The sequence below is a fragment of the Burkholderia territorii genome (assembly GCF_902833055.1).
In the GTDB taxonomy this organism is placed as follows: domain Bacteria; phylum Pseudomonadota; class Gammaproteobacteria; order Burkholderiales; family Burkholderiaceae; genus Burkholderia; species Burkholderia territorii.
In genome coordinates this window covers 133,366-157,797 of sequence record NZ_CADFEJ010000010.1, presented here as the reverse complement: position 1 = coordinate 157,797, position 24,432 = coordinate 133,366, and the positions used below count along the sequence as shown (strand labels likewise).

Here is a 24,432-nt window from a genome sequence, read left to right as displayed (position 1 = left end):
AGGAGACGACCATGGACAGGAATCGCATCGAAGGCAAGCTCAAACAAGTGAGAGGTTCGGTCAAGGAAGCGCTCGGCAAGGTGACGGGCGATCGCGAGACGGAAGCGGAAGGCGTGGCGGAACAACAGGCCGGCAAGGTCCAGGAGAAGGCCGGCGAGGCGGCCGACGCGGTGCGCGAGCACACCGGCACCGACCGGCATTGACCGGCGCCCCGGCGCGACCGACCTGAGCGCGCGATATGCCGGGCGTTGCCGCTGCCCGATATGGCGATGATTCTCCATCGGCATGACCGGCGCGACCGCGGCCAACGCGCGAGGCGCGCGTCCCGCCGGTGTTTCCTCTTCCCGGCCCGCCATCGCGCGGGCCGCGTGCCGGCCCCAGCGCCGGCACTTGATGACAATTCCTCACAACATAGTTCCGATATTTCGTTTGCTGCACGCGTATTGGCTATCCACAATCGGTTCACCTCTTTCGCGCTGACAGGTTCCCCGGAGACGGAACCGCGGTGATCGACGGGCAAGCGATGCGCGTTCGGCAATGCCCCCGTCGACAGAAAACATCACCGGCACGCAGGAGGTCGCCGGCGCGCGATGGTCGCGCGTCGCATCCCGACCCATAGAAGAAGGATTGGCCGATGATGTTCCGCATTCGTTCGCTTTCCGGCATTGCACTGACCGCCGCGATCCTCGCGTTCCAGACGGGCGCGGCTCACGCGCAGGAAACGGTCGTCAAGGTTGGCGTGGCCGTGCCGCTGACCGGCGGCGGCGCCGCATACGGCAAGGACATCGAGAACGGCGTGCGCATGGCCGTCGACGAGGCGAACGCCGCGCACACGACGATCGGCGGCAAGCCGGTGAAGTTCGTCGTCGCGTCGCAAGACGACCAGAGCGATCCGCGCATCGGCGTGCAGGCTGCGCAGCAGCTGACCGACGCGCAGGTGGCCGTCGTGATCGGCCACTTCAATTCCGGCACGACGTTGCCCGCATCGAAGATCTACGCGAAGGCCGGCATTCCGATGATCACGCCGTCGGCGACCAATCCCGACATCACGCGCGCCGGCCTCGGCACCGTGTATCGCGTGATCGCGACCGACGCGCAAAACGCCGGCAATGCCGGTGCGTATGCGGCGAGCGTGACCAAGGCGAAGCGCATCGCGATCATCGACGATCGCACCGCGTTCGGCCAGGGCGAAGCCGACGAATTCGAGAAAGCCGCGAAGGCGAACGGCGGCACGATCGTCGCGCGCGAATTCACGAACGACAAGGCCGTCGACTTCAGCGCGCAGCTCACCAAGATCAAGAGCACGAATGCCGACCTCGTGTTCTTCGGCGGCCTCGACGCGCAATCGGCGATGCTGGTCAAGCGCATGCGCCAGCTCGGCATTCGTGCGCAGTTCCTGGCCGGCGGCGGCGTGATGAACGCGAACTTCATCAAGCTCGCCGGCAACGCGGCCGAAGGCGCGGCCGTGTGGGAATACGGGCAGCCGCTCGCGCGTCTCGCGAAGGGCAAGCAGTTCGAAACGAAATTCAGGCAGAAATACGGCGTCGACATGCTCGCGTATGCGCCGTTCGCGTACGACGCGACGTGGATCGCGATCAACGCGATGCAGAAGGCGAACTCGACGAAGCCGGCCGATTTCAACGGCGCGCTGAAGGGCACGCGCTATGACGGCATCACCGGCACGATCGCGTTCACGAACACGGGCGACCTGAAGAACCCGAGCTCGACGCTGTATGAAGTGAAGAACGCCGCGTGGCAGCCCGTCACCACGCAAACGGCGGACTGAATACCCGAACGCGCGCGGACTTTCGCGGCGATGCAGGACGTGCTGAAATAGCCGAAGCGACCCGATGCGGTCGCGGCGCACGTCGGGCGCTTCGCCGGATGGTTCGCACGCACGGCGCCGCGCGCGACGCGGCACGAACAACCTTCGGGCGCGGCCGGCCGGTCGCGCCTTTCACGTGCAACTGGAGTCAGTCGTGAGTTCTCAAGTCGTCATCGTCGGCGGTGGTGTGATCGGCAGCTCGATCGCCTATTTCCTGCGTGCTACCGATCCGACGGTGTCCGTGACCGTCATCGAACGCGATCCCACCTATGCGAAATCGTCATCGGCGCTGTCGGCCGCGTCGATTCGTCAGCAGTTCTCGACGCCGCTGTCGATCGAGATGTCGCTGTTCGGGATCGATTTCCTGCGCACGATCGGCGAGCGGCTCGAGGTCGACGGCACGCGGCCGTCGATCGATCTGCATGAAGGCGGTTACCTGTTCCTCGCGACGCCGGCGGGCGATGCGACGCTGCGCGAGAACCATGCGTTGCAGACGAAGCTCGGCGCCGATATCCGGCTGATGGACCGCGACGCGCTGCGCGCGAAGTTTCCGTGGCTGAACGTCGACGATCTCGTGTCGGGCGCCTACGGCGTGAGCGGCGAAGGCTGGTTCGACGGATACGGGCTCGTGCAGGCCCTGCGCAAGAAGGCGCAGGCGCTGGGCGCCCGGTATGTGCCGGCCGATGTGACCGGCGTCGTTCGCGACGGCCGCAAGGTCACGCACGTGGTGACCCACGATGGCGAGCGCTACGCATGCGACACGCTCGTCAACGCGGCCGGTGCGTGGACGCGCACGCTGTCGTCGATGATGGGCATCGACATTCCGGTGTATGCGCGACGTCGCAGCATCTTCAACGTGTCGTCGCCGGCGAAGCTCACCGATTGCCCGCTGCTGATCGATCCGACGGGTGTGTATTTCCGGCCGGAAGGGCGCACGTACATCTGCGGGACGTCGCCGAGCCCGGATCGCGATCCCGACGACCTGCCGCTCGACGAAGTCGATCACGACCTGTTCGACGAGGTGATCTGGCCGACGCTCGCGAATCGCGTGCCGGAATTCGAAGCGCTGCGTGTGGAGAACTGCTGGTCGGGGTACTACGAGTACAACGTGTTCGATCACAACGCGATCATCGGGTATCACCCCGAGCTCGACAACGTCGTGTTCGCGAACGGGTACAGCGGGCACGGGCTGCAGCAGGGGCCCGCGACGGGGCGTGGCGTCAGTGAACTGATCCTGGGCGGGCGATATGAATCGCTCGACCTGTCGTCGCTCGGCTGGGAGCGTGTGCTCGAAAACCGGCCGATCGTCGAAAAGAACGTCGTGTAGCGCGGCGTGACCGCCCGGTGTGCGATGGGCGGGATTCTCCTTGTGTCTCAATCTGATTGGCCCGGCTTTGCCGGGCTTTTTTTCGGAACGCGGAGGCGATGCGGGATACGCCGTTCTCGCGCGCGCCGCTCACGCCAGCAGGCACGCGATCAGTTCGTGGGTCGTGCGTACCTCGTATTTCCTCAACAGGCTCGCGCGATGAATGTCGACCGTGCGCGGGCTGATGCTCAGTTCCTTGCCGATTTCCTTGCTGGTGAGCCCGTGGACCAGGAATGCCGCGACGTCGCGTTCGCGATCGGTCAGGGTGCTGGTGACGTCGGGATGCTTTGCGTTCTCCGACATGTCGGTGAAGGTCCAGATGGCCAGCTCGAACGGCCGCTTCGGGTTGTAGCCGAAGCCGCACACGGTGACCCAGAAATGGCTGCCGTCGACGCGGCGCATGATGCGGTCGTCGCTGAACCCCGCATGTTTCGCGAGCAGCGGCGCGAGGCGGCGGCCGGTCGTCGCGAAGTCCTTCTGCTGCGGATACAGCTTCGCGAACGACTGGTCGATGATGTCGTCGCGGGTTGCCCGGAACAGTTGCAACGCCTTCTCGTTGCAGTCGACCATGATGCGTTCTCGCGCGACGATGGCCGCGACGGGCAGGTGCCTGAAGAGATCTTCGTAGTCGAGGCGCGGCGTCGTGTCGGTCATGGTCGGCATCTTGTCGACGGTCCGAACCGTGTTCGGACAAGGCTATCGGGCGGGTTCGCTCCCGTCGGATTGTAGCGCTTGCGCGGGCCGAGGCCCGACATGAAAGACACAGCAGTCGTGCCCTTCGCCCGCGCACCGGACTTCCGCGGAATGCGCGCGCGGGCCCTTGATCGCAGTGTCGGCGGCGGTGTCGTTGACCCAGTCCATCGCGCCGGCGAACCAGCCCGCGAACATGTAGCAGAGCTTGCCGTGCTTGCCGGGCTGCGCCAGCACGAACGACGAATGGTGCAGATGGATGCACGCGTGCGCCGTCGCCGGATCGGCTTCGGCGATGCTGAACATGCCCCAGCCGCGCTGCGACAGCCGCTTCAGATAATGCTCGAACACGGCCATGCCTTCGATGCCGTGCAGCTTCGCTTCCTTGTCGCACCAGTGGTAGGCCGACTTGTAGCCGGCCTTGTAGAGGATCTCGGCGTATGCCTCGACGCCGAGTGCTTCCTCGACGGCGACGTGATTGTTCGTGAAGAAGTGGCGCGGCACGTACAGCATCGGCAGCGCGTCGGTGGTCCAGACGCCGGTGTCCGGATCGACGTCGATGGGCAATTGAGGTTGCATGGCGGATGCGGATGCGTCGTGCGATTCAAGCATTCCAGACTTCGCCGAACACGCGCAGCCAGTTCTCGCCCATTACTTTCCGGATGCGCGATTCGCTCCAGCCGGCGCGTTGCATCGCGGCCGTCAGGTTCGGAAATTCGCCGATCGTACGGATTCCTTCCGGATTGACGACCTTGCCGAAGTCCGTCAGACGACGATAGCGGCCCTTGTCGTGCGTGATCCAGTCGAAGAACTCGGTGCTGTAGCCCTGGGTGAAGTCCGTGCCGATCCCGACCTTGTCTTCGCCGATCACGTCGATCACGTATTCAATCGCTTCCAGATAATCGTCGATGGTTGCATCGGCACCGCGTCGCAGGAACGGCATGAACATCGTGACGCCCACGAAGCCGTTCGCTTCCGCGATCTCGCGCAGTTGATCGTCCGTCTTGTTGCGCGGATGCGCTTTCAACGCGGCCGGGCAGCAGTGCGAGTAGGTGACCGGCCGCTTCGAACAGGCGATCGCGTCGGACGACGTCTTCGCGCCCACGTGCGAGAGATCCACCATGATGCCGACCCGGTTCATCTCCTGGATCACTTCGCGGCCGTATCCGGACAGCCCGCCGTCCGGTTCGTAGGAGCCCGTGCCGACGAGATTCTGCGTGTTGTAGCAGAGCTGCACCACGTTCACGCCGAGTTCCTTGAACACCTCGATGTAGCCGAGATTGTCCTCGAACGCATGCGCGTTCTGGAAGCCGAGAATGATGCCCGTCTTGTTCTCCCGCTTCGCGCGCAGGATGTCGTCCGTCGTGCGCACGAGCATGAGGATTTCGCCGTGCTCGCGGATCTGCTGCTTCATCTCCACGATGTTGTCGATCGTCTTCTGGAAGTCTTCCCACACGGAGACCGTGCAGTTGACGGCCGTGACGCCGCCCTTGCGCATGTCTTCGAACACCGAACGCTCGAACCGGGAAATGTTCAGGCCATCGATGATGATGCTGGAGTCGTGAAGGCGGGTCATGGTGTTTGCCTGTGCGTCGAGCGCTTGCGGACGGGGAGCGGCCGCGCGCGCTCAAACGGCGCGTTCGACGCCGCGCTTGGCGGCGCGAGCGGCGCTCGCGGTCGCCGGGCCGGCTTCCTCGAGTGCCGTCTTCGACGTCTCCGGCAGGGCCAGGCCGCCGATCATCGCGAAGATCGACACGGCGATCAGGTAGTACGCCGGCGACAGGTTGGTGCCGGTCGCGGCGATCAGCCACGTGGCGACGAGCGGCGCGGTACCGCCGAAGATCGTGTACGCGAGGTTGTACGTGATCGCCGATGCCGTGTAGCGCGTCTTCGTCGCGAAGACTTCCGACATCAGCGGTGCCGTCACCACGCCCGAGAACACCGCGCCGATCGCCAGCAGCGCGACGCCGATCAGCGATTGCGACAGCACGCCCGAGCCGCCGAGCGAGAACGCCGGATAGACCGACACGATGATGAAGATGCCGGTGGTGGCGATTGTCGCGCGCCGGCCGACGAGGTCGGAGAAGAAGCCGGCGACCGGGCACAGCGCCGCGGCGAAGAAGAGTGCGAGCACCGTCACGAGAAGCGACGTGCCGCGCGACAGGTGCCCGGCCACTTGAAGGTAGGTCGCGAAATACGTCGTGAACGTGTAGAACGACAGCGCCGTCACGGACACGAACGCGCCGAGCTTCAGGATGTTCCACGACTGCGAATGCAGCGTTTCCATCAGCGGCGCATGCGCGATGTCGTGCTTGCCTTCGAGCGCCTGGAACGCGGGCGTTTCGTTCAGGTTGACACGCAGGTAGACGCCGATGAGGCCGACCGGTGCGGCGATCAGGAACGGCACGCGCCAGCCCCAGTCGACCATTGCCTGCGACGACAGCGACGATTCGAGCAGGTAGGCAACGACCGCCGCGCACGCGAACGACGAAAATGTCGATACCGGCACGAAGCTGCCGAAGAACGCGCGGCGGCGGCGCGGCGCGTGCTCCATCACGTACGCGCACGCGCCGGCGTATTCGCCGCCGGCCGAGAATCCCTGCACGCAGCGAATGATCGTGAGCAGCAACGGTGCCCAGTAGCCGATGCTCGCGTAGGTCGGCAGCAGACCGATCAACGTCGTCGAGCCGGCCATCATCAGGATCGTCAGCGCCAGGGTGCGCTTGCGTCCGATCCGGTCGCCGATCACGCCGAAAACGAGCCCGCCGAGCGGGCGGAATGCGAAGGCGACCGCGAAGACGGCGAATGTCTTCAGGAGCCCGATCGTCGGATCGCCGCTGGGGAAGAATTCGCGCGTCAGGATGGTGGCGAGAAAGCCGTATGCGGCGAAATCGAACCATTCGACGAAATTGCCGATCGATGCTGCGGCGATCACGCGTCGCAGCGTGCCGGTATCGACGTCCTGGGTGGTCATGGTCGTGTCCTCTTCGTGTGGGCGCTTGGATTCGCGTCGCAAACCATGGTAGGGATGCCAATTACCTAGGTCCATACGTGTCAATTACCTAGGTAATCGGGGGAGTGGACCTGGCTTTGCCGGCTTTTGGAGGAGGGAGCGGGCTGATCCGTCATCTCCTCCTCCCCATAAGGTGCCGGGAGTTGGCCGACGGTCCGTCTCCGGATCCGGCTTCAGTTCCATCCGCTCGCGCTCAACGAACCGTTGCCTCGACACAAGCGTCTGCGGCAACTTTCCGGCGCCCGGTTGCCGGAAGGGCGGCTAGCGGGCGTGCTGCCCGTATCCTGAATACGGCGATACTGCGTACCAGGTAAAGCGTGATGAAACTGACTGTTACCGCGAGCCATTTCGATGCAATATTGCCGAGCAGTCCCGCGGCCAAATGCACGATGCCCGCGGTCAACAGCGAGCCGAACCCGCAACTCGCCGCGAACAACAGCGCTTCGCGGACCCGCTCGCGGCCAGCCGTAGTCGAGCGGAACACGAAGCGACGCGAAAGCACGTAATTCACGCCGCCGCCAGCCAGGTATGCGGCCGATGCCGATATCCCGGCGTCGATCTGCGTGGCCGAGGTGAGCGCGAGGAACAGCGCCCAGTCGACGATCAGCGACACGGCGCTCACGATGAAATAGCCGGAAAACATCATGTCCGCCCCCACTGAACGGTGCGGGCGGGGACCGCGCGCAACCCCGATGCGCCGGCTTGCGGTTCGCTGCCGCTCTCGTGATACTCCGCGTCTTCGTTGACTGCCCAGACGTCACGAAGCTTATGCCCTGCGACGATGTTCTCGACGGTCAGCATTGCGGTCATCATCGCGTGATCCTGATTGTTGTACTTGTGCATTCCATTGCGACCCACGAGATGTAGGTTCGGATAGTGCTCGGCCAAGTCCGAACGGATCTCGTCGACGATGTCGCGATATTTGTCGTCGTACACGGGGTACGCCTTCGGTTGACGAACGACGCGTGAGCCGCGAATCTGGTCGCGCGTCGCCAGGCCGATCTTCTCGAGTTCACCGATCGCTAGTTCGGTGATGTCGGCATCGCTGCTTTCCCACATCGAATCGCCATCAAAGCAAAAGTATTCGAGCCCGAGACAGCCGCCTGTCGCCGCGTCGGGTACCATTTCGGGCGACCACGATGCGAAGTTCTGGATTCGCCCGACCTTGACGGACGGATCGTGGATGTAGATCCAGTTGTCCGTGAAGGTAGCGGGCCGGTCGAGTATCACTGCGACCGTGATGAAGTCTCGATACTGCAGCCTCGCCGCGGCGGCCGCGGATGACGGACGGGGCGAAATTGCGCGAAGTGTTTCGCGCAGCGGTGCGGTGCACACCACATCACGAGCGCTGATGCGATTCATCCGTCCGTCTTGGCCGATGGTTTCGACGAGCCAGCGCCGCGTGCGACTGTCATATTGCATTGCGCTGGCCGCTTGCCCCATCATCAGCTGTCCGCCCTGGTCCTGGAATTTGCGGGCGGCAGCTTCCCACAACATGCCGGGGCCGCGGCGCGGGTAATGGAAGGACTCGATCAGTGTCTTGACGTTGGACTTGCCCGTGTGGATGCCAAGCGAGCGCTTCACTGCGCTCACGATGGCAGTGGACAGGCTCAAGCCCTTGATGCGCTGAGCGGCCCAATCGGCCGAAATCTCGTCGCACGACATGCCCCAGACCTTCTCGGTGTACGTCTTGAAGAAGATCGAAAAAAGTCGCTCTCCGAATTGATTGGCGACCCATTGATGAAAGGACTTCGGGTCTGGACAGGGCCTGACGCGGGCTGAGAGGTACGAAAGCACGCAGCGAGTGCTTTCGACGATGCCGAGATTCAGCAAGGCCTCGATCCCATCAAGAGGGTATCGGTAGAACTTATTTCGGTAGAAGATGCGCGAGCTGCGCGGTCGCTCGATGAAGTCGTCCGGGAGCAGTTCGTGCCACAGTGCGACAACATCCGCGGACTTGGAGAAGAATCGGTGTCCTCCGATGTCGAAGCAGTGGCCGTCGAACTGTTCGGTGCGACTGATGCCGCCGACATATCGTGGATCTTTCTCCACGACTGCTACCGACAGGTCGGTCTGCCTTGTCAGCAAATACGCAGCGGTGAGGCCGCCGGGCCCGGCACCGATGATGAGTACGTCAACCGATTGATCCATGTTGTCACCCCGAGTTTCAAGTCGCTGGTTCATTGACTGTCGTATCGGCCGCTCCAGCAGACGGCAAACTGCCATGTCGAATCGATGATCCGGATGTCCCCTTCAGACGTCGCGCACTTGCGTGTTGCGAGGCGGGGAAGCGTCGCCTCGGACGGAGGGGCGTGCGAGTATCGCGTTCGTGCTGCCGTGTGGTGGCATGCGTGCGGACGATGTGCCCTGAGTTGCGACAGTCGTCCTGATGCTTCGGCAGTCGTACAGCCAGACGGTGTTTTCGGGTTCGGGCGACCAGGCGTCGCCGGTTGCCAATTCGGGGTAGTGCCGATGCGACACGACGAAATCCAACACCGGGTCTGCACAGATATGCTGGATACCCACTCTGTCGAGTGGCACGTATTCGTACCGGGACACGAATACGGTCGACTTCCTGTTTGCGTCGAACCTGCCGGGCGGTCGTGCGGCATGCGGGTCTTGTTTGATCAGTTCGACCCGTCGCACCGCCTCGAAAGTAGTCTGGCGATGGAAGATGAGGCCGGCGGCTTGCGTCGACGAGTAATAGCTCGACGTCTTCATCATCAGCCATGGATAGACGACTTCGTCGGCCGGGCCGTCCCAATAGACGATGTTGCCGCGCGCGACCGTACCCTTGAACGGGGCGAAGTCAGCGCGGTCGGCATCCGCTTCCATAATTCTGGCTGCTTCCGACCGCTGGTCGATGTTGACGATTCCGTATGCTGCAAACGCGGCCAATATCACCGGCAGGCCGACGGCTGCGATTCGCTTGCGCGACAGATTGAGCATCGCAAGCACCGCGACCAGTGAGACGGCCAAGTGCGTGTGAATCAGCGTTTCGAGCCACGGGATGTCGAACATCACGCTGCCAGTTGGATACGCGACGCGACCGACTTGATACGCGCACTGGTAAATGACCCAGATTGGCGCGGCGGCAAGGGTTGTCCCAATCCACATATGGCGAAGCGTCGGGGCAAGGTCGGCAAGCCGCGCGCCGGGGGCGGCGGGCGCCTGCCGACGGGCTGTCGCGTGGAGTGTCGCGGCAACTGCGAGCGCAATGAATCCTCCGCCGACGTCGAGCAGCAGCCAGCAAATCACAAGCAGCCAGATCAGGGTCGGCCGTGCGTAACGTTCGCGTCGCACGAGCAAAATGGCTGCTGGCCATTGCATCAACGTCAGTAGCCACAGCGTCCGCCAGGGCTGTATCTGTATCCAGAGCGCGTCCTGCCCGGCCAAGTCCGCGATTGTGGTCAGTGCGATACCGGCGACGCCGGTCAGTGTGAGATTCGACCACAGCGAACGGTGATCCTGCGCTGGGTGCGCACATAGTGCCGCGGGGAGTGCGATCGCCCAACAGACCTTGCTCCATTCTGTAAGTGACCACAAGGTCGGGAACAGGAATGGCACGTTGTATCGCACGATCGACCGCCATTCCGGATCGAACGGATACAGGTGGAGCACCTTGAACGGCGGCATCTCGACGATGGCGAAAATCAAGAGCGCAGGCGGCAATAGCCGCCACCACTTCGCGCTTGGCATCCGGCCGAGCACGACGAAGACGAGCGAAGCACCGCCGATCAGCGGGTGAATGGCGGTTGCGACGACCGTCAGCGCAATGGCAACGCGATGACGGCCTCCGAGCATCGACCCGATCGCCCACAGGCCGAGGGCTTCGGCCGGAAGGCGGGCGGTGAGAAATCCTTCGTCATACGAGAAGACTAGGCCAGCGCCGTAATCAGACGGCATGCAGGCGACGAAGAACAATGCGAGCCAGTGCCACGGAGCGGGCAGCAGTTTCTTCGTCAGGCGCCACATGCCGGTCCACCAGAGTGTCTGGATCGTGATCAAACACGCCAGATTGCTGGTGCGGAGTCCGAAAGCCGAGATCAGCTTCGCGAAGATCCGACCGTAAATCGTCCAGTGATCCTGAGAGCCGAATTCAAAGAACAGGTCGTGCGAAAAATGCTCCGGATGTGCGTTGTAGAGTGCCTGTGCGGTGTACAGGATCGCGTCGTGGCGAATGCCTGTGTAAGGATGCGCTATCAGGAACAGAACGGCCAACGTAAGTGCGAATGCGATGACCGAACAAGTGCTTTTCTCAGTCCGATTCATGATCGAATGGAAGACTTTTATCGACGATATTTCGTGAGCCGGCAGACCATGAGGTCCCGGCTTCGCGGGCGGCGGTGTGGTGCACGCCTGACGGCCAGAGGGCCTTCAGGCGAGATGCCGGGGGCAACTCAGGGCGCGCGTTTCGCCGTGCTGTCCGTCGTATGCAGGAGGCAGACGGGCATGCCTGTGAAGTGACAGGCGGTATCGAGCGCTCGTGCGTGTGCTGGTTGTTTCCGAGCGGGCGCGGCTGCGTGCCGGAATGTGCGGCGGAGCGGCCACGGTGCCATCGTTACCGCGCAGCTGTTCATCCCCGACGACGCCGCGATCGAAATCGTAGTGCTAGTTTTCATTGCATCCCCCGATGCGTCCTGCACCGAAAATGCGCCTTACCGGTGTGCCGGACACGTACTTTGTCGAAATATTTGATTGGGCGGCCGGGACGGCTGGTCCGGCGCCTTTGACGTAAACGCACGGAGCGTGCCACGTCTTCCAGGCCGCGCGTTTGGGGCTGATGAGGCAACCTCGATGGAAGCGGGGATACTGATCATCGCGGGAAATGTGTCGATCTTGAAACGATCGGAATCGCCTGATTGTGTCGACCGTCTGCGCGCTGTGCTACTGACTGCCGGACGCAGGAGCGGGATGATCGATTTCAGCCCGGAAGCAGTGGCAGGCGAATGGATCACGGAACCGTTGCTGCGCAAGGGGCGCATGCGCGCCGGACGACTCGCAGAGCGTCGACGGCACTGCACATGACCGGAACCGGCAGTCTTGTCGTGCCGCTTGCGCATCGGGAGCGACAGTGCCAGCCGGAACGCGCATCAGGTTGCAGATTTGAAACGTCGCGGTAGCTCGGCGGCCCCGTCAGGGACGCGGTCCGCGTGTCGCGTGCGCGATGCGTCGACGAAGGCACCATTTGAGACACGGCGATAGTTTGTCGACGGTGGCCAGTTATGCAGAGCTGGCGATTCCGCTGGGCCAAAAGTCCGGAACGGATGGAGAACAGTCCGGACATCGATCGGACGGGCCATGCGGACGCATGCATTTGTCCCGTCAGCCAGCGTGCCTCTCCCATTTGATGACCAAACCGCAAGACCTAGTGCATAGATATCGTTTGCCGCAGCGTTAATGACTATCGACAATCGTGGCTCGAATTCCCGCCGTTGCGCCTGAAGCGCCTCGGCGGGCGGCACCTGTCGGCTATCCCGGCCGTCGCCGCCATCCAGCTCACGACGACATGTACGCGTTCACGCCCTCATTCCAGAATCCCGCCGGTTCGCCGATCCGCGAGCTCTTCAGGTATCTCTCCGAACCGGGGATGATTTCGTTCGCGGGCGGCTACCCGGCCAGCGACCTGTTCGACATCGACGGCTTGAACACAGCCGCCGAACGCGCGTACGCGCAGCCGGTCCGCTGCCTGCAATACGGCCCGACCGACGGCCTCGCCGAATTGAAGCAGCAACTGATCGCACTGATGGCGCGCCGCAACGTGACGTGCACGCCGGCCGAACTGCTCGTCACGACCGGCTCGCAACAGGGCCTCGATCTGCTGTTGCGCGTGATGGTCGCGCCGGGCGACGTCGTGCTGACCGAGCAACCGGCGTATCCGGCCACGCTGTCGGCGATGCGTCTGCAGCAGGCGCGCATCGTGACGATCCCCGTCGACGGCGATGGCCTCGACGTCGATCGCCTCGCATCGCAACTCGCATCCGGCGCGATCGTGCAGCCGAAGCTGCTCTATACGGTGCCGACCTTCGCGAATCCGACCGGCGCGACGCTCGCGCGCGAACGCCGGCTGAAGCTGCTGCGTCTCGCGGTGCAATACCGTTTCCTGATCGTCGAGGACGATCCGTACGGCGACCTGCGTTTCGCGGGCGAACCCGTGCCGTCGATGCTCGCGCTGTCGAACGAAGTCGAAGGCGCACGCGACTGGATCGTGCACTTCGCAAGCCTGTCGAAAATCGTCGCGCCGGGGCTGCGCGTGGGCTGGACGATCGCACCAGCCGAAATCGCGCGCCGCTGCGTGATCGCGAAGCAGACCGTCGACCTGTGCAGCACGCCGTGGACGCAGGCCACCGCCGCCGAGTATCTCGCCGATGGTGCGCTCGAACGTCATCTGCCGCGCATCACGGCGGCGTACAAGCGCAAGTGCGATGCGATGTGCGACGCGCTGCGCGACGGCTTCGGCGATGCGATCGCATTCCACCGTCCCGAAGGCGGGATGTTCGTGTGGGCGCGGATCGGCGCGGTGTCGTCCGACGTGCTGCTGCAACAGGCGATCGCGAACAAGGTCGTCTTCGTGCCGGGCAAGGCATTCTTCGCGGACAACGTCGATGCCGCTTCGCTGCGGCTGTCATTCGCGGCGCCCGACGTCGACGCGATCCGGGAAGGCGTGGCGCGCCTCGTGCGCGCGTATGGCGCGGCACTGGCCGCGTGAGGAGGAGAGAGATATGAACATCAACGACACCGCCTGGATCAACGAAGCGCCGGGCATCGCCGCTATCCGCCCCGTCGAACACAGGTCGTCGCAGATCAGCGCGGGGCCGCAATACGTCGCCGACGTGCTCGGCCGTTTCGGCGCCGATTCGACCGACACGCGCGACGCCGCGGCGGTCGTCCTCGGCTACAACTGACCCACGCGGCGGCGGACGCGCACCGACGGCCGCGCGTGTCGCCGCCGAAACGGTTAAGCTGGCGCGATCGAACCACGCACGCGCGCCGGCTCATCATGTCCGACATCCGCATCGAATCGCTCACGCAAACGTACGACCGCGTCTGGTCGTGCCTCGCGTCCGGCGTGGGCGCGCAGCGCTCGCCGTTCACCATGCTGCAGGCCGCGACGCTCGGCCTCGACGGCGCGCCGAAGGTGCGCACGGTCGTGCTGCGGGAAGTGAGCCGCGCCGATCGTCGTCTGTCGTTCCACACCGATGCGCGCTCGGAGAAGGTCGCGGAGCTGCGCCGCGATCCACGCATCGCGATCGTCGCGAGCGATCTCGAGTCACTCGTACAGATTCGCGCGGAAGGCGTTGCGACGATATGCGACGACGAAGCGCAACGTCGCGCGGTCTGGCGATCGAACCGTCCGCACACGCTGCTGCTCTATCGCGTGCCGCTGCGCCCGGGCATGCCGATCGAGTCGCCGGAAGAGGCGCATGTGCCCGCAAGCCAGGGCACGACGCCTGTCGACGACGGTTATCAGAACTTCTGCCTGCTCCACGTCACGGTCACGCGCATCGACTGGCTCGAACTCGCGCGCAACGGCCATCGCCGCGCGGTATTCGACGTGAGCGACGACGGCTTCGAAGGCCGCTGGGTCGCGCCCTGACGGCATCGACCGCGTCTTTGCCACGAGCGCGTACAAACCGCGCACCTCCGGGATACGTCAGGCCGCTCGAATGGGCAACGTCGCACGGCCGACGCACGCCCGAACGATAGCGCAGGCATCGTCCGCCGCGCGGCATGTTCACTTTCCACTTCACGAAAGGAAATGCCGAACGCTGTGTTCGACACCGTTTTCCCCGCTGCGTCGCCGCTTGCTTGCCACCTCTGTGGCCGCGCTGCTGCCCACCATGCATATCCGCTCGCCAGCCGCGCGCCGGGTTCCCGCCGTTGCGTAGCCTGCACGCGCGATTCGATCGGGCCAGCGACGGCATCGTGGGCCCGCAGGCGGCGCCGCCGCGGCCCGCGCCGGGCGTCAGCCGGCCCGCAGCCGCCCGTTTCGCACGCGATTTTGAATCGTCATGTGTCGCACCGAAACGCAGATACGTTGCGATACAAAGCGTCCGGATCGTTCGGATATAAAAGCGGTGAAGCGATTCGCGTCGGTGGCGCGGTGCCATGCACCGGCGGCGCGAACGGCGATACCGGAGCGCCCGCGCGTGCAGCAGGCGTCCTTTCTTAGCGATTCGACAATGGAGAACGAGTCATGCCTGATACCGTGAACACCCGCCGCCGCCTGATCCTGGGCACGACGCTCGCCGGCCTGAGCCTTGCCGACCTCGGGTTCGGCTCGCTCGCGCACGCGCAGTCGGCCCCTGATGCGCAGACGCCGAAGCGCGCGGCCGGTGCGGCCTCGCTCGGCAAGATCCACCAGATCGACGCGGGCGTGCTGAACGTCGGGTATGCGGATCTCGGGCCGCAGGACGGCCCCGTCGTGTTCCTGCTGCACGGCTGGCCGTACGACATCTACAGCTACGCGGAAGTCGCGCCGTTGCTGACGGCGGCCGGCTATCGCGTGATCGTGCCGTATCTGCGCGGTTACGGATCGACGACGTTCCGCTCCGCCGACACCGTGCGCAATGGCCAGCAGGCGGTGACGGCCGTCGACATCGTCGCGCTGATGGACGCGCTGAAGATCGATCGCGCGGTATTCGGCGGTTACGACTGGGGCGCGCGCACGGCCGACGTCATCGCGGCATTGTGGCCGCAACGGGTGAAGGCGCTGGTGTCGGTGAGCGGTTACCTGATCGGCAGTCAGGAGGCGAACCGAAATCCGCTGCCGCCGCAGGCGGAACTCCAGTGGTGGTATCAGTTCTACTTCGCGACCGAGCGCGGCGCGCTGGGCTACGCGGCGAACCGCGATGCGTTCAACAAGCTGATCTGGCAACTCGCGTCGCCGAAGTGGCAGTTCTCCGACGAGACCTACGCGCGCAGCGCCGCATCGTTCCAGAATCCCGACCACGTGGCCGTCGTGATCCACAACTACCGCTGGCGCCTCGGGCTCGCGAAGGGCGAGGCGCAATACGACGACATCGAGCGACGTCTCGCGGCCGGCCCGACGATCGGCGTGCCGACGATCACGATGGAAGGCGACGCGAACGGCGCGCCGCATCCGCAGCCGGCCGCGTATGCGAAGAAGTTCACGGGCAAGTACCAGCACCGCACGATTACCGGCGGCATCGGTCACAACCTGCCGCAGGAAGCGCCGCAGGCATTCGCCGACGCGATCCTGCAAGTGGAGCACCTGTGATGCGGGCCGCCTTTCGCACGATGCGTCGCGGCGCGCGGCGCGCATCGGTCGCCGGCGTGCTGCTGGCCGGTGCGTTGGCGGCCGGCGGACCGGCCGCGCTGGCGGAGCAGCCGACGCCGGCCGCATCGCCGATCTACGGCGTGACGATCCCGCCCGGCTACCGCAAGTGGGAAATGGTCGCGCCGGCGGAGGAAGCGGCACCGCTCGACGAACTGCGCGTGGTCCTCGGCAATCCCGTCGCGATTCGCGCGCTCGAGCAGTCGACGCTGCCGTTTCCCGACGGCACGATCCTCGTGAAGCTCGCGTACAAGCGCAAGCAATCGGACGAGTTCGCGCCGGCGACGGTGCCCGGGCAGGCCACGACCGTGCAGGTGATGGTGAAGGATTCGCGCCGCTATGCATCGACGGGCGGCTGGGGCTTCGGGCGCTTCATCAACGGCGTGCCGGCCGATATCGGTCAGCATCAGACCTGCTTCGCGTGCCATCAGGCGCGCGTGAAGAATCACGATTTCGTGTTCACGCGGCTCGCGCCCTGAAGTGGCCGGGTGTGACCCGGGCGGAGCGGTTCGATGCAAAGGCGTGCCTCTCGCGGCACGCCTTTTTTCATGGTGGCGGAACGAGCATGCCGCGTAACGGTTGCCGGCTTTGTATCGCACTGTATCGGCAACCGTTGCGGAAACATCGGATTGCACAACCGGCCCGTTTCGGAAACATGCCGGATACGTGAGCGGGTTCTACTGTCGACATGCAGCAAACGTTCGGTGCGACACGTTCGCACCGGATGCCGACTGATCGATACCCCAACTTCCGCCAAGGAGAAACCTCATGAAAGCCGCTCGAATCCTCGCAGTTGCCGTGCTCGCTTCGATCCCCGCGTTGTCGTTCGCCGATACCGGCCACGGCCTCACGCGCGCCGACGTGCGCGCCGATCTTGTCCGGCTCGAGAAGGCCGGCTACAACCCGGCCGGCAGCGACGCGCGTTATCCGGACGACATCGCCGCCGCGCAGAACGCCGTCGCCGCCGCGCAGCAGGTCGCGCGCTCCGACCAGAACGGGCCGTCGAAGTCGCAGGGCGACAACGTGGCGGCCGCATCGGCGCCTGCCGCGCGCTACGCCGCCGTTGACCAGCGCGCCGCACGGAACGCGCGCACGGATGCGGACGACCTGTACGCCCATTCGTGATGCAGTGCCGCGCCTGCCGCACGCGCGCGCGGCCGAATCGAAAACACTTCGGATGAACGAGACGACAAAAGGAGCATGACGATGATCGGTTTCACGAAACGGGTTCTGGTGTCCGCGGCGGTACTCGGCGGACTGTTCGGTGCGGTCTCGGCGCAGGCCGCGCCGAAGGACGACCTGAAAGGCACGAACGTCGTGCTGGTGCACGGCGCATTCGCCGACGGGTCGAGCTGGAACCGCGTGATTCCGCTGCTCGAGGCGCGCGGCCTGCACGTCGTGTCGGTGCAGAACCCGCTGAGCTCGCTTGCCGATGACGCGGCCGCGACGAAGCGCGCGATCGACGAGCAGAAGGGCCCGGTCGTGCTGGTCGGCCATTCGTGGGCCGGTGTCGTGATCAGCGACGCCGGCAACGACGACAAGGTGAAGTCGCTCGTCTACGTCGCCGCATTCGCGCCGGACAACGGCCAGTCGATCGCCGACGTCACGCAGGGGTTGCCGGCACCGTCTTGGGCCGGCGAGTTGCGCAAGGACAGCGGCGGTTTCGCGAAGCTGTCGGACAAGGCGATCGCGCAGGATTTCGCGCCGGACCTGCCGCCCGTGCAACAGCGCGTCGTCGCGGCGACGCAAGGACCGTGGTACGGTGGCTGCATTTCGGAGAAGGTCGCGCAGGCGGCCTGGCATGCAAAGCCGTCGTCGTTCGTCGTCGCGACGCAGGACCGGATGATCGATCCGGAACTGCAGGAGGCGATGGCCAAGCGGATCGGCGCGACGGTCACGCGCGTAAACGGCAGTCACGTCGCGATGCTGAGCCAGCCGAAGGCCGTGGCCGACGCGATCATCGCGGCCGCGCAGCGTGTGAAGCAGAATGCGCAGTGAGTGAGTGCGGTGCCGCATTGCGGACGATGCGGCGCCGCCGGTGATTGTGATGTCCTTTCACGAGGAGAAGTCATGACGCAGCAACTCTGGCAACTGTCGGCGACTGAAATTGCAACACGCGTGCGGCAGCGTGAAGTGTCGGCGCGGGAAGTGGCGGATGCCGCGCTGGCCCGCCTCGAAGCGATGAATCCCGCGATCAACGCGGTGGTCGAGCATCGCCCCGACGACGTGCGGCGGCAGGCCGACGACGTCGATCGCGCGATCGCCCGCGGCGACGACCCGGGCCCGCTCGCCGGCGTGCCCGTGACGGTCAAGATCAACGTCGACGTCGCGGCATTCGCGACGACCAACGGCACGCGGTTGCAGGAAAACCTGATCGCGAGCGCCGACAGCCCGTCGGTGTCGAACCTCAGAAAGGCGGGCGCCGTGCTGCTCGGCCGCACCAATTCGCCGACGTTCGCGCTGCGCTGGTTCACGTCGAACCTCGTGCACGGCCATACATACAATCCACGCAATCGTTCGCTGACGCCCGGCGGTTCGAGCGGCGGCGCGGCGGCTGCCGTGGCTGCCGGGATCGGCGCGATCGCGCTCGGCACCGACATCGGCGGCTCGGTGCGTTATCCGGCCTATGCGTGCGGCGTGCACGGCATCCGCCCGTCGCTCGGGCGCGTGCCGGCATTCAACGCGTCGTCGCCGGAGCGTGCGATCGGCGCGCAATTGATGTCGACGACCGGGCCGATCGCGCGTACGATCGACGATCTCGCGCTGGCGCTGCGTGCGTTGGCCGCGCCGGACCTGCGCGACCCGTGGTACGTGCCGGTGCCGATCGACGGCCCCGCGGTGCCGAAGCGCGCGGCGCTGTGCGTGCGCCCGCGCGGCCTGGAGGTCGTTCCCGAGGTCGAGGCCGCGTTGCGCGATGCCGCGCGACGGCTCGTCGACGCGGGGTGGACCGTCGACGAAATCGACGATACGCCGCCGATGCGCGAGGCCGCGCTGCTGCAGGAGCAGCTTTGGCTCGGCGATGGATTCGACGCGTTGGCGAACGCCGTCGAGAGCGACGGCGATCCTGGCGCGGCCGCGGTGATCGCCGCCGTGCGCGGCAAGGTGCGCGATCTGCCGGCCGACGTGATCAGCCGCGCGCTCGTGCGACGGACGACGCTCACGCGGCAATGGCGGCTCTTTCTCGACGACTATCCGGTGTTGTTGTTGCCGGTGTCGTCCGAGCTTCCGTTTCCCGACGATCTCGACCGGCAAGGGCCGGAAGGGTTCGAGCGCGTATGGGAGGCGCAGCTCACGCTGCGGGCGCTGCCGGCGATGGGGCTACCGGGGCTCGCGGTGACCACCGCGATCGTGAACGACGTGCCGGTGGGCGTGCAAGTGGTTGCCGCGCATCATCGCGAGGATCTGTGCCTGCTCGCGGGGCGCGACATCGAGGCGCGCGGCGTGCCGATCGTGGCCATCGATTCGGCACGCTGATGCGGTGACGGGCCGGCGCGCATCGACGATGCGCGATGCCCGTCGGCCGTCGTTCATCGAATCATCGTTTCATCGACGCGCGCCATTCTGCCCGGCGCGCGATTTCGTTTCGGATTCCGTTGCAACGCAGCGCAACGCACGTCGCGTGAAGCGTGTCGCAAGCGGTCCTTTCCCGTGCCGATGCGGGCATGTGACGGCGCTCAGCGCCCTGCCAGCATCCGCCCGCCAACTCCCATCAGCAGCAGCCCGGCCGTCGTGTCGAGCACCGCCTTGCGCCGGATCAGCAGCCGGCGCACCGACGGGTGCGACGCGAGCAGCGCCATCGTGCAGTACCACACGCCCGAGATTCCGATCGACAGTGCGACGACGGCCAGATCGAGCCACGCCGGCGCATGGGCCGGCACCATCAACGCGAAGATACTGCCGTAGAACGCGACGGCTTTCGGATTCGTCATGCTGACCACGTAGCCCTTCCGTGCGGCATGCCAGCCGGAGGACGCGCGCGGCGCGGAAACGGCGACCGGCTTGCGCGCGGTCAGGACCATTTTCAGTCCGAGCCAGATCAGGTAGCTGGCGCCGCCCAGGCGCAGCGCGGTGTGCACCCAGGCGACGTGGGTCACGAGCAGGCTGAGGCCGGCAATCGCGATCGCGGCCCAGGTGCCCGATGCGGCCGCGAGGCCGAGCCCGGTCATCACGCCGGCGCGGCGTTGCGCGACCGCGGTCGACGTGACGATCACGAAGTTCGGGCCCGGGCTGGCTACGCTGAGCAGCAGGACGCCGGCGAGCGGCAGCAGGGTGGCGATGGCGGTCGACATGGCTTGGGCGGTGAAGCGATGGACGGGGTGTTCATCTTACCTTGGCGTGCCGCGTGCCGCGTGCCGCGTGCCGCCTGTCCCGAGTGCGACGTTTCGCGACGTGCGTGCGCCGTTCACGGTCGGGATTCGACGGCGAGCAGTGCGAGCAGTCCGTTCAGATCGGTGCGAGCATCGAGCGCCCACAATGCGTCAAGTGCGTGTCGCGCGCGCGTCTCCGAAAGATGCGACGCGGCGTTGTGCTGGAACTTGCGCTCGGTGTCGGGGCGCGATGTCGGCTGTCCGGGAAAGCCGGGCAAAGTGTCGACCTGCCGTTCGAGCTTGCGGCCGTCGTCGAGCGTCACCGTCAGCCGATTCGGAATCGCGTGCGGCTGCATTGCGGTGAGGCGCGCGTCCTCCGCGACCGTCGTGACGGCCATCAGCGCGCGCGTGGCCGCGTCGCGCAGCGCGGCCGGCCCGTAGCTGTCGCGCGTGACGTCGCGTTCGATCATCGCTCGCGCGACAATGTATGGCAGGCTGTGATCGGCCGTCTCGCGCGTTTCGGGCCGCCATTTCTCCGGATCGCGGCCGGCCGTCACGTAGCCCATGTGCGTCGTGTCGATATGGATCGCACGAATGCGCGCGAGATCGCCAATCCGCGTCGCGAGGTCGATCGCGGCCGGGATCGCCGTCAGCGTGTATCCCTGGGCCGGATACGGTTTGATGGCGCATGCGTCGATCCGGAACGCGCGTTCCGGGCCGCCGAATGATTCGACGTCGAGCGCGAACGGGCCGGATATTTGCTGAAACAGCCCGGCACGCCCCTCGAAGATCGGCGCCGGCCCGGTGACGCCTTCGCGAGCCAATTGTGCGGCGAACACGCCGTCGCGCGATGCCGACGCATCCGCGAGACCTTTCCAGTCGGACAGTTGCTGCACGCGTGTCTGGTTCATCGCAAGATGACCGCTGAGCGATAGATTGACCGCCTGCTCCATCCGGTCGCGATCGAGCCGCATCAGCTTGCCGGCCGCCAGCGCGACGGCAGGCAGGCTGTAGACCGGATGGTCCCAGCCACGGCTCGTGATGTTCGCGGCGTCCAGGAGCCGGCAGTCGATCTCGTAGGCGAGCACGATCGCGAGCAGCAGGTCGCGCCCGCTTGCGCACGCAGCTTCGGCGACGGCCAGGCATGGCGCGATGTTGTCGCTTGGATGGCCGGGCTCGGCGCCCACGTACAGATCGTTGAGATCTTCGTAGCGGATGGCCGCGCCATTGGCGAAGGCAGCGAGTTCCGGCGTCGAGCGGTGTAGCGTGCCGATGAGCGTCGCGGGCCCAGCGACCGTGGTCGCGATGCGCCGGCACATCGCGACGGGTGGTGCATCATGGGCGACGAGTGCGCATCCGAGTGCGTCGATGAGGTGTGCCTTCGCCGTTTCGATTGTCGTTGCCGCGAGTGCATCCCAGCTCAGCGCGACGGCATAGTCGGCCAGCTGGCGCGCGAGAGTGGGCGTCGCGCGCGCGACTTGCGCGACGGCGGGGCAGGCGGCGGCCGTGCCGAGCGCGGCGAGAAACGTTCTACGCTTCATCGTGCCTCCGTGCGCGTCAGACGAGCCACAACAGCGCGCAGCCGTAGACGATCGCGCCGAGCACGAACGTCAGCGCGGTGTAGCCGAGCACACGCTGCACGCCAATGCCGGCCATTGCGACCACCGGTGCCACCCAGAACGGCTGCATCATGTTCGACACCTGTTCGCCCATCGCGACGGCCATGGTCGTCGCGGGCAGCGATGCGTGCAACGCGACGGCGGCCGGTATCACGAAAGGGCCCTGCACGGCCCAGTGGCCGCCACCGCTCGGGATCAGGAACGTGATCGCCAGCGAGCAGACGTAGCTCCAGAACGGTAGCGTGTCGGCCGTCGCGATCGCGATGAAGCCGTGCGATATGACGCCGGGCAAGCCGGTCGCATCCATCAGGCCCATGATGCCACCGTACAGCGGATATTGAATCAGCAGCGAACCCGTCTGCGCGGTCGCCTGCTTGATCGCGCGCGCGTAGGCGAGCGGATGTCCATGAAGCAGCACGCCCGCCGTGAGCATTGCGAGGATCACGACATTCACGCCCGCCAGCGGAATGTGGCCTCCGTATGCCAGCCCGAGTACAGACAGGCCGAACAGTCCGGCCAGAACGCTGAGCACGCACGAGCGCTCGAGCCACTGCGCCGGCGAGCGGTGTCCGGCGGCGCCGGGCGCGGTCGAAGCGGATGCGGCCTGCGAGGCCGGCTGTGTGTCGGGCGGCAGCGCTTCGGCGCGAGCAGGATCGGGCATGAACCAGACGAGCAGCGCCGGCGTCAGCACGAGCATCGCGAGCGTCGGAACCAGGTTGAAGCGGGTCAGCACGGTTTCGCTGAACGGCAGCACGTGGCCGGTCAGCTTCTCGACGACGTTCATCGCGCTGCCTGGCGTCGATTGCGCGAGCGCGATCGAACTGGACATTCCACTCGCCCACACGACCCACCCCGAGAAGCCGACCGCCACGATCCACGCGAAATCGACGCGCAGGCGTTTAGCGACTTCGCGCGCCAGCAGTGCACTGATCACGAGGCCAAATGCCCAGTTGACGAACGACGTGACGGCCACCGACAGGAAGACCAGCGTCGCCGCCTGTGCCGGCGTGCGCGCGAACGATACGATCGCGCGGAATGCTCGCTGCACGAGCGGCGCATGGGCCAGCGCGTGCCCGGTCGCGAACACGAGCGCCATTTGCGCCGTGAACGTGAGGATATCGAAGAATCCCTTGGTCCATCCAGCGATCATCGCGGCCGGCGTCGTGCGCGGTGCGATCGCGACGGCCAGTGCGGCGACGAACGCGGTGATCAGCAGCGCAAGGACGAACGGATCGGGAATCGTTCGCTCGAACACGCGAATCGTCGCGTCCGTCAGGCGGATGCGAGCCGCACGAGGTGGGGAATCGGCGAGGCGCATGCATGTCTCCTGTTGGTGTTTGTCGTGTCGGCAATACGTGTCGACGGTGCGCCGCCGCGTCAGGGCGGCGGTCAGTCGTGGAAGTCGTACAGCCGGTCTGGATTGTCGACGAGAATCCGCTCGCGCAGACGTTCGTCGGGCACCCAGTCCGCGAGTTGATCGAACAGCCGCGCGTCGTCGGGCGCGGCGGACTCCGTTGCATGCGGCCAGTCGCTGCCCCATACGAGGCGCTCGGGTGCCGCGACGGCCCATGCACGGGCGACCGTGTCGACGTCGGCGAACCGACCGGTCACGCCGACGCGCGAATCGAGGTATGGCCCTGACAGCTTGATCCACGTCTTGCCCTGATCGACGAGACGGCGCACGATCGCGTATGCGGGATGCGACGTGCCCGCCGGTTGTGGCAGGCGTGCCATGTGGTCGAACACGATGGTCGACGGCAGGCGCGTGAGCAGTGCCTCGTGTGCGACGATCTGGTCGGCGGTCCAGTGAAGCTGCACGTGCCAGCCGAGCGCATGCACGCGCGCGGACAGCGCTTCGACCATGTCGAAGCGCGTGGGGGCATGCTCGGGGCGATACAGTGTGAACCGGATGCCACGAATGCCCCCGGCGTGCAGCGCGTGCAATTCGGTGTCCGACACATCTGCGCGCACGACGCCGACACCGCGCGTGCGGTCCGCGCCTAGCCGTCGGATCGCGTCGAGCGTCACGCTATTGTCGGTCGCATACGCGCGCGGCGTGACGACGACGGCGCGTGTCGTGCCGAGCCGGGCCTGAATCGCGCGGCGGTAGTCGTCCGCTGTCGCGTGCGCGAAGATCTGCGCGCCAGGCTCGGACCGGAAGCGGGCATCGAAGACGTGAAGGTGCGCGTCGCATGCGTGCAAGGGCGCGGCGCGCGCCGATTGCATCGTCGCTTTGGCCGCCGCAGGGCCGAATGCATGCGCGCGTGATGCGCTCGCGGCGGCGAGCGAGGCGAGGAACGGACGTCTTCTCATG

Annotated in this window: 21 protein-coding genes and 1 pseudogene; 11 read left to right on the top strand and 11 right to left on the bottom strand. The window is 65.7% G+C overall.

Annotated elements, in window-relative coordinates; genetic code table 11:
- Positions 1-11: 11 nt before the first annotated feature.
- The 3 genes from HW466_RS18860 (at position 12) to HW466_RS18850 (ending at position 3,152) form a co-directional block, all read left to right on the top strand.
- The gene (locus HW466_RS18860; RefSeq protein ID WP_059452211.1) at positions 12-203 is read left to right on the top strand and encodes a CsbD family protein; all 192 of its coding nucleotides are present in this window, start codon (positions 12-14) and stop codon (positions 201-203) included.
- 431 nt (positions 204-634) lie between these two features.
- Positions 635-1,786 carry a branched-chain amino acid ABC transporter substrate-binding protein gene (locus tag HW466_RS18855; protein ID WP_059503969.1) on the top strand — a complete coding sequence of 384 codons (1,152 nt, stop codon included), beginning with the start codon at positions 635-637 and terminating at the stop codon, positions 1,784-1,786.
- 193 nt (positions 1,787-1,979) lie between these two features.
- A complete protein-coding gene (locus HW466_RS18850) occupies positions 1,980-3,152 on the top strand; it encodes an NAD(P)/FAD-dependent oxidoreductase (RefSeq protein WP_059543031.1) in 1,173 nt (390 codons plus the stop codon).
- A 129-nt stretch (positions 3,153-3,281) separates the two neighbouring features.
- On the opposite strand, the gene HW466_RS18845 is transcribed toward HW466_RS18850, so the two are convergent.
- The 7 genes and pseudogenes from HW466_RS18845 to HW466_RS18815 form a co-directional block, all read right to left on the bottom strand.
- Complete coding sequence (locus tag HW466_RS18845; RefSeq protein ID WP_059542964.1) at positions 3,282-3,854, bottom strand: PAS and helix-turn-helix domain-containing protein; 573 nt, start codon at positions 3,852-3,854, stop codon at positions 3,282-3,284.
- A 33-nt stretch (positions 3,855-3,887) separates the two neighbouring features.
- Entirely contained in the window at positions 3,888-4,460 is a 573-nt protein-coding gene (locus tag HW466_RS18840; RefSeq protein ID WP_060258913.1) for a DUF5943 domain-containing protein, read from the bottom strand.
- Between the two features lie 25 nt (positions 4,461-4,485).
- Positions 4,486-5,463 (bottom strand): annotated as a pseudogene (locus HW466_RS18835) (dipeptidase); the annotation flags it as partial.
- A 45-nt stretch (positions 5,464-5,508) separates the two neighbouring features.
- Positions 5,509-6,855, bottom strand: coding sequence for an MFS transporter (locus tag HW466_RS18830; RefSeq protein WP_059449214.1), 1,347 nt, complete (start codon positions 6,853-6,855; stop codon positions 5,509-5,511).
- Between the two features lie 232 nt (positions 6,856-7,087).
- Positions 7,088-7,540: a GtrA family protein gene (locus HW466_RS18825; protein ID WP_151005045.1), complete on the bottom strand. Its 453-nt coding sequence runs from the start codon at positions 7,538-7,540 to the stop codon at positions 7,088-7,090.
- Positions 7,537-9,078 carry an NAD(P)/FAD-dependent oxidoreductase gene (locus HW466_RS18820; RefSeq protein ID WP_239006053.1) on the bottom strand — a complete coding sequence of 514 codons (1,542 nt, stop codon included), beginning with the start codon at positions 9,076-9,078 and terminating at the stop codon, positions 7,537-7,539. Before HW466_RS18820 ends, HW466_RS18825 begins: the two co-directional genes overlap by 4 nt.
- Before the next feature lie 69 nt (positions 9,079-9,147).
- Positions 9,148-11,115: a hypothetical protein gene (locus HW466_RS18815; RefSeq protein WP_239006055.1), complete on the bottom strand. Its 1,968-nt coding sequence runs from the start codon at positions 11,113-11,115 to the stop codon at positions 9,148-9,150.
- A 1,288-nt stretch (positions 11,116-12,403) separates the two neighbouring features.
- Here HW466_RS18815 and HW466_RS18810 point away from each other — a divergent pair.
- The 8 genes from HW466_RS18810 (at position 12,404) to HW466_RS18775 (ending at position 19,666) form a co-directional block, all read left to right on the top strand.
- Positions 12,404-13,603, top strand: coding sequence for an aminotransferase-like domain-containing protein (locus HW466_RS18810; protein ID WP_151005041.1), 1,200 nt, complete (start codon positions 12,404-12,406; stop codon positions 13,601-13,603).
- A 13-nt stretch (positions 13,604-13,616) separates the two neighbouring features.
- Positions 13,617-13,799: a hypothetical protein gene (locus HW466_RS18805; protein ID WP_059449212.1), complete on the top strand. Its 183-nt coding sequence runs from the start codon at positions 13,617-13,619 to the stop codon at positions 13,797-13,799.
- A 95-nt stretch (positions 13,800-13,894) separates the two neighbouring features.
- Positions 13,895-14,491 (top strand): pyridoxamine 5'-phosphate oxidase family protein, encoded by a 597-nt coding sequence (locus HW466_RS18800; RefSeq protein WP_151005039.1) that lies wholly within the window; start codon positions 13,895-13,897, stop codon positions 14,489-14,491.
- 600 nt (positions 14,492-15,091) lie between these two features.
- Positions 15,092-16,135, top strand: a complete 1,044-nt coding sequence (locus HW466_RS18795; RefSeq protein ID WP_059770608.1) for an alpha/beta fold hydrolase — start codon at positions 15,092-15,094, stop codon at positions 16,133-16,135.
- Positions 16,135-16,671, top strand: coding sequence for a cytochrome P460 family protein (locus tag HW466_RS18790; RefSeq protein WP_059542956.1), 537 nt, complete (start codon positions 16,135-16,137; stop codon positions 16,669-16,671). The genes HW466_RS18795 and HW466_RS18790 overlap by 1 nt, the downstream gene beginning before the upstream one ends.
- A 289-nt stretch (positions 16,672-16,960) precedes the next feature.
- A complete protein-coding gene (locus tag HW466_RS18785; protein WP_059449208.1) occupies positions 16,961-17,317 on the top strand; it encodes a DUF4148 domain-containing protein in 357 nt (118 codons plus the stop codon).
- Between the two features lie 81 nt (positions 17,318-17,398).
- Positions 17,399-18,190, top strand: coding sequence for an alpha/beta fold hydrolase (locus HW466_RS18780; protein ID WP_059543029.1), 792 nt, complete (start codon positions 17,399-17,401; stop codon positions 18,188-18,190).
- A 72-nt stretch (positions 18,191-18,262) separates the two neighbouring features.
- The gene (locus HW466_RS18775; protein WP_174905502.1) at positions 18,263-19,666 is read left to right on the top strand and encodes an amidase family protein; all 1,404 of its coding nucleotides are present in this window, start codon (positions 18,263-18,265) and stop codon (positions 19,664-19,666) included.
- Positions 19,667-19,866: 200 nt separating this feature from the next.
- Here the strand turns inward: HW466_RS18775 and HW466_RS18770 are convergent, their stop codons facing one another.
- The 4 genes from HW466_RS18770 to HW466_RS18755 form a co-directional block, all read right to left on the bottom strand.
- Entirely contained in the window at positions 19,867-20,481 is a 615-nt protein-coding gene (locus HW466_RS18770; RefSeq protein ID WP_060347840.1) for a LysE family translocator, read from the bottom strand.
- A gap of 113 nt (positions 20,482-20,594) precedes the next feature.
- Positions 20,595-22,040, bottom strand: a complete 1,446-nt coding sequence (locus tag HW466_RS18765) for an MmgE/PrpD family protein (RefSeq protein WP_151004069.1) — start codon at positions 22,038-22,040, stop codon at positions 20,595-20,597.
- 16 nt (positions 22,041-22,056) lie between these two features.
- Positions 22,057-23,436, bottom strand: coding sequence for a TIGR00366 family protein (locus HW466_RS18760; RefSeq protein ID WP_059848179.1), 1,380 nt, complete (start codon positions 23,434-23,436; stop codon positions 22,057-22,059).
- Between the two features lie 71 nt (positions 23,437-23,507).
- Positions 23,508-24,344, bottom strand: coding sequence for an amidohydrolase family protein (locus HW466_RS18755; RefSeq protein ID WP_151004084.1), 837 nt, complete (start codon positions 24,342-24,344; stop codon positions 23,508-23,510).
- Positions 24,345-24,432 lie beyond the last annotated feature (88 nt).

What these genes read in the sequence shown, in the direction of transcription:
- HW466_RS18860 (WP_059452211.1), top strand. Translation starts at nt 12, where the DNA reads ATGGACAGGAATCGCATCGAAGGCAAGCTCAAACAAGTGAGAGGTTCG.
- HW466_RS18855 (WP_059503969.1), top strand. Translation starts at nt 635, where the DNA reads ATGATGTTCCGCATTCGTTCGCTTTCCGGCATTGCACTGACCGCCGCG.
- HW466_RS18845 (WP_059542964.1), bottom strand. Translation starts at nt 3,854, where the DNA reads ATGCCGACCATGACCGACACGACGCCGCGCCTCGACTACGAAGATCTC.
- HW466_RS18840 (WP_060258913.1), bottom strand. Translation starts at nt 4,460, where the DNA reads ATGCAACCTCAATTGCCCATCGACGTCGATCCGGACACCGGCGTCTGG.
- HW466_RS18830 (WP_059449214.1), bottom strand. Translation starts at nt 6,855, where the DNA reads ATGACCACCCAGGACGTCGATACCGGCACGCTGCGACGCGTGATCGCC.
- HW466_RS18825 (WP_151005045.1), bottom strand. Translation starts at nt 7,540, where the DNA reads ATGATGTTTTCCGGCTATTTCATCGTGAGCGCCGTGTCGCTGATCGTC.
- HW466_RS18820 (WP_239006053.1), bottom strand. Translation starts at nt 9,078, where the DNA reads ATGAACCAGCGACTTGAAACTCGGGGTGACAACATGGATCAATCGGTT.
- HW466_RS18810 (WP_151005041.1), top strand. Translation starts at nt 12,404, where the DNA reads ATGTACGCGTTCACGCCCTCATTCCAGAATCCCGCCGGTTCGCCGATC.
- HW466_RS18805 (WP_059449212.1), top strand. Translation starts at nt 13,617, where the DNA reads ATGAACATCAACGACACCGCCTGGATCAACGAAGCGCCGGGCATCGCC.
- HW466_RS18800 (WP_151005039.1), top strand. Translation starts at nt 13,895, where the DNA reads ATGTCCGACATCCGCATCGAATCGCTCACGCAAACGTACGACCGCGTC.
- HW466_RS18795 (WP_059770608.1), top strand. Translation starts at nt 15,092, where the DNA reads ATGCCTGATACCGTGAACACCCGCCGCCGCCTGATCCTGGGCACGACG.
- HW466_RS18790 (WP_059542956.1), top strand. Translation starts at nt 16,135, where the DNA reads ATGCGGGCCGCCTTTCGCACGATGCGTCGCGGCGCGCGGCGCGCATCG.
- HW466_RS18785 (WP_059449208.1), top strand. Translation starts at nt 16,961, where the DNA reads ATGAAAGCCGCTCGAATCCTCGCAGTTGCCGTGCTCGCTTCGATCCCC.
- HW466_RS18780 (WP_059543029.1), top strand. Translation starts at nt 17,399, where the DNA reads ATGATCGGTTTCACGAAACGGGTTCTGGTGTCCGCGGCGGTACTCGGC.
- HW466_RS18775 (WP_174905502.1), top strand. Translation starts at nt 18,263, where the DNA reads ATGACGCAGCAACTCTGGCAACTGTCGGCGACTGAAATTGCAACACGC.
- HW466_RS18770 (WP_060347840.1), bottom strand. Translation starts at nt 20,481, where the DNA reads ATGTCGACCGCCATCGCCACCCTGCTGCCGCTCGCCGGCGTCCTGCTG.
- HW466_RS18765 (WP_151004069.1), bottom strand. Translation starts at nt 22,040, where the DNA reads ATGAAGCGTAGAACGTTTCTCGCCGCGCTCGGCACGGCCGCCGCCTGC.
- HW466_RS18760 (WP_059848179.1), bottom strand. Translation starts at nt 23,436, where the DNA reads ATGCGCCTCGCCGATTCCCCACCTCGTGCGGCTCGCATCCGCCTGACG.
- HW466_RS18755 (WP_151004084.1), bottom strand. Translation starts at nt 24,344, where the DNA reads ATGCAATCGGCGCGCGCCGCGCCCTTGCACGCATGCGACGCGCACCTT.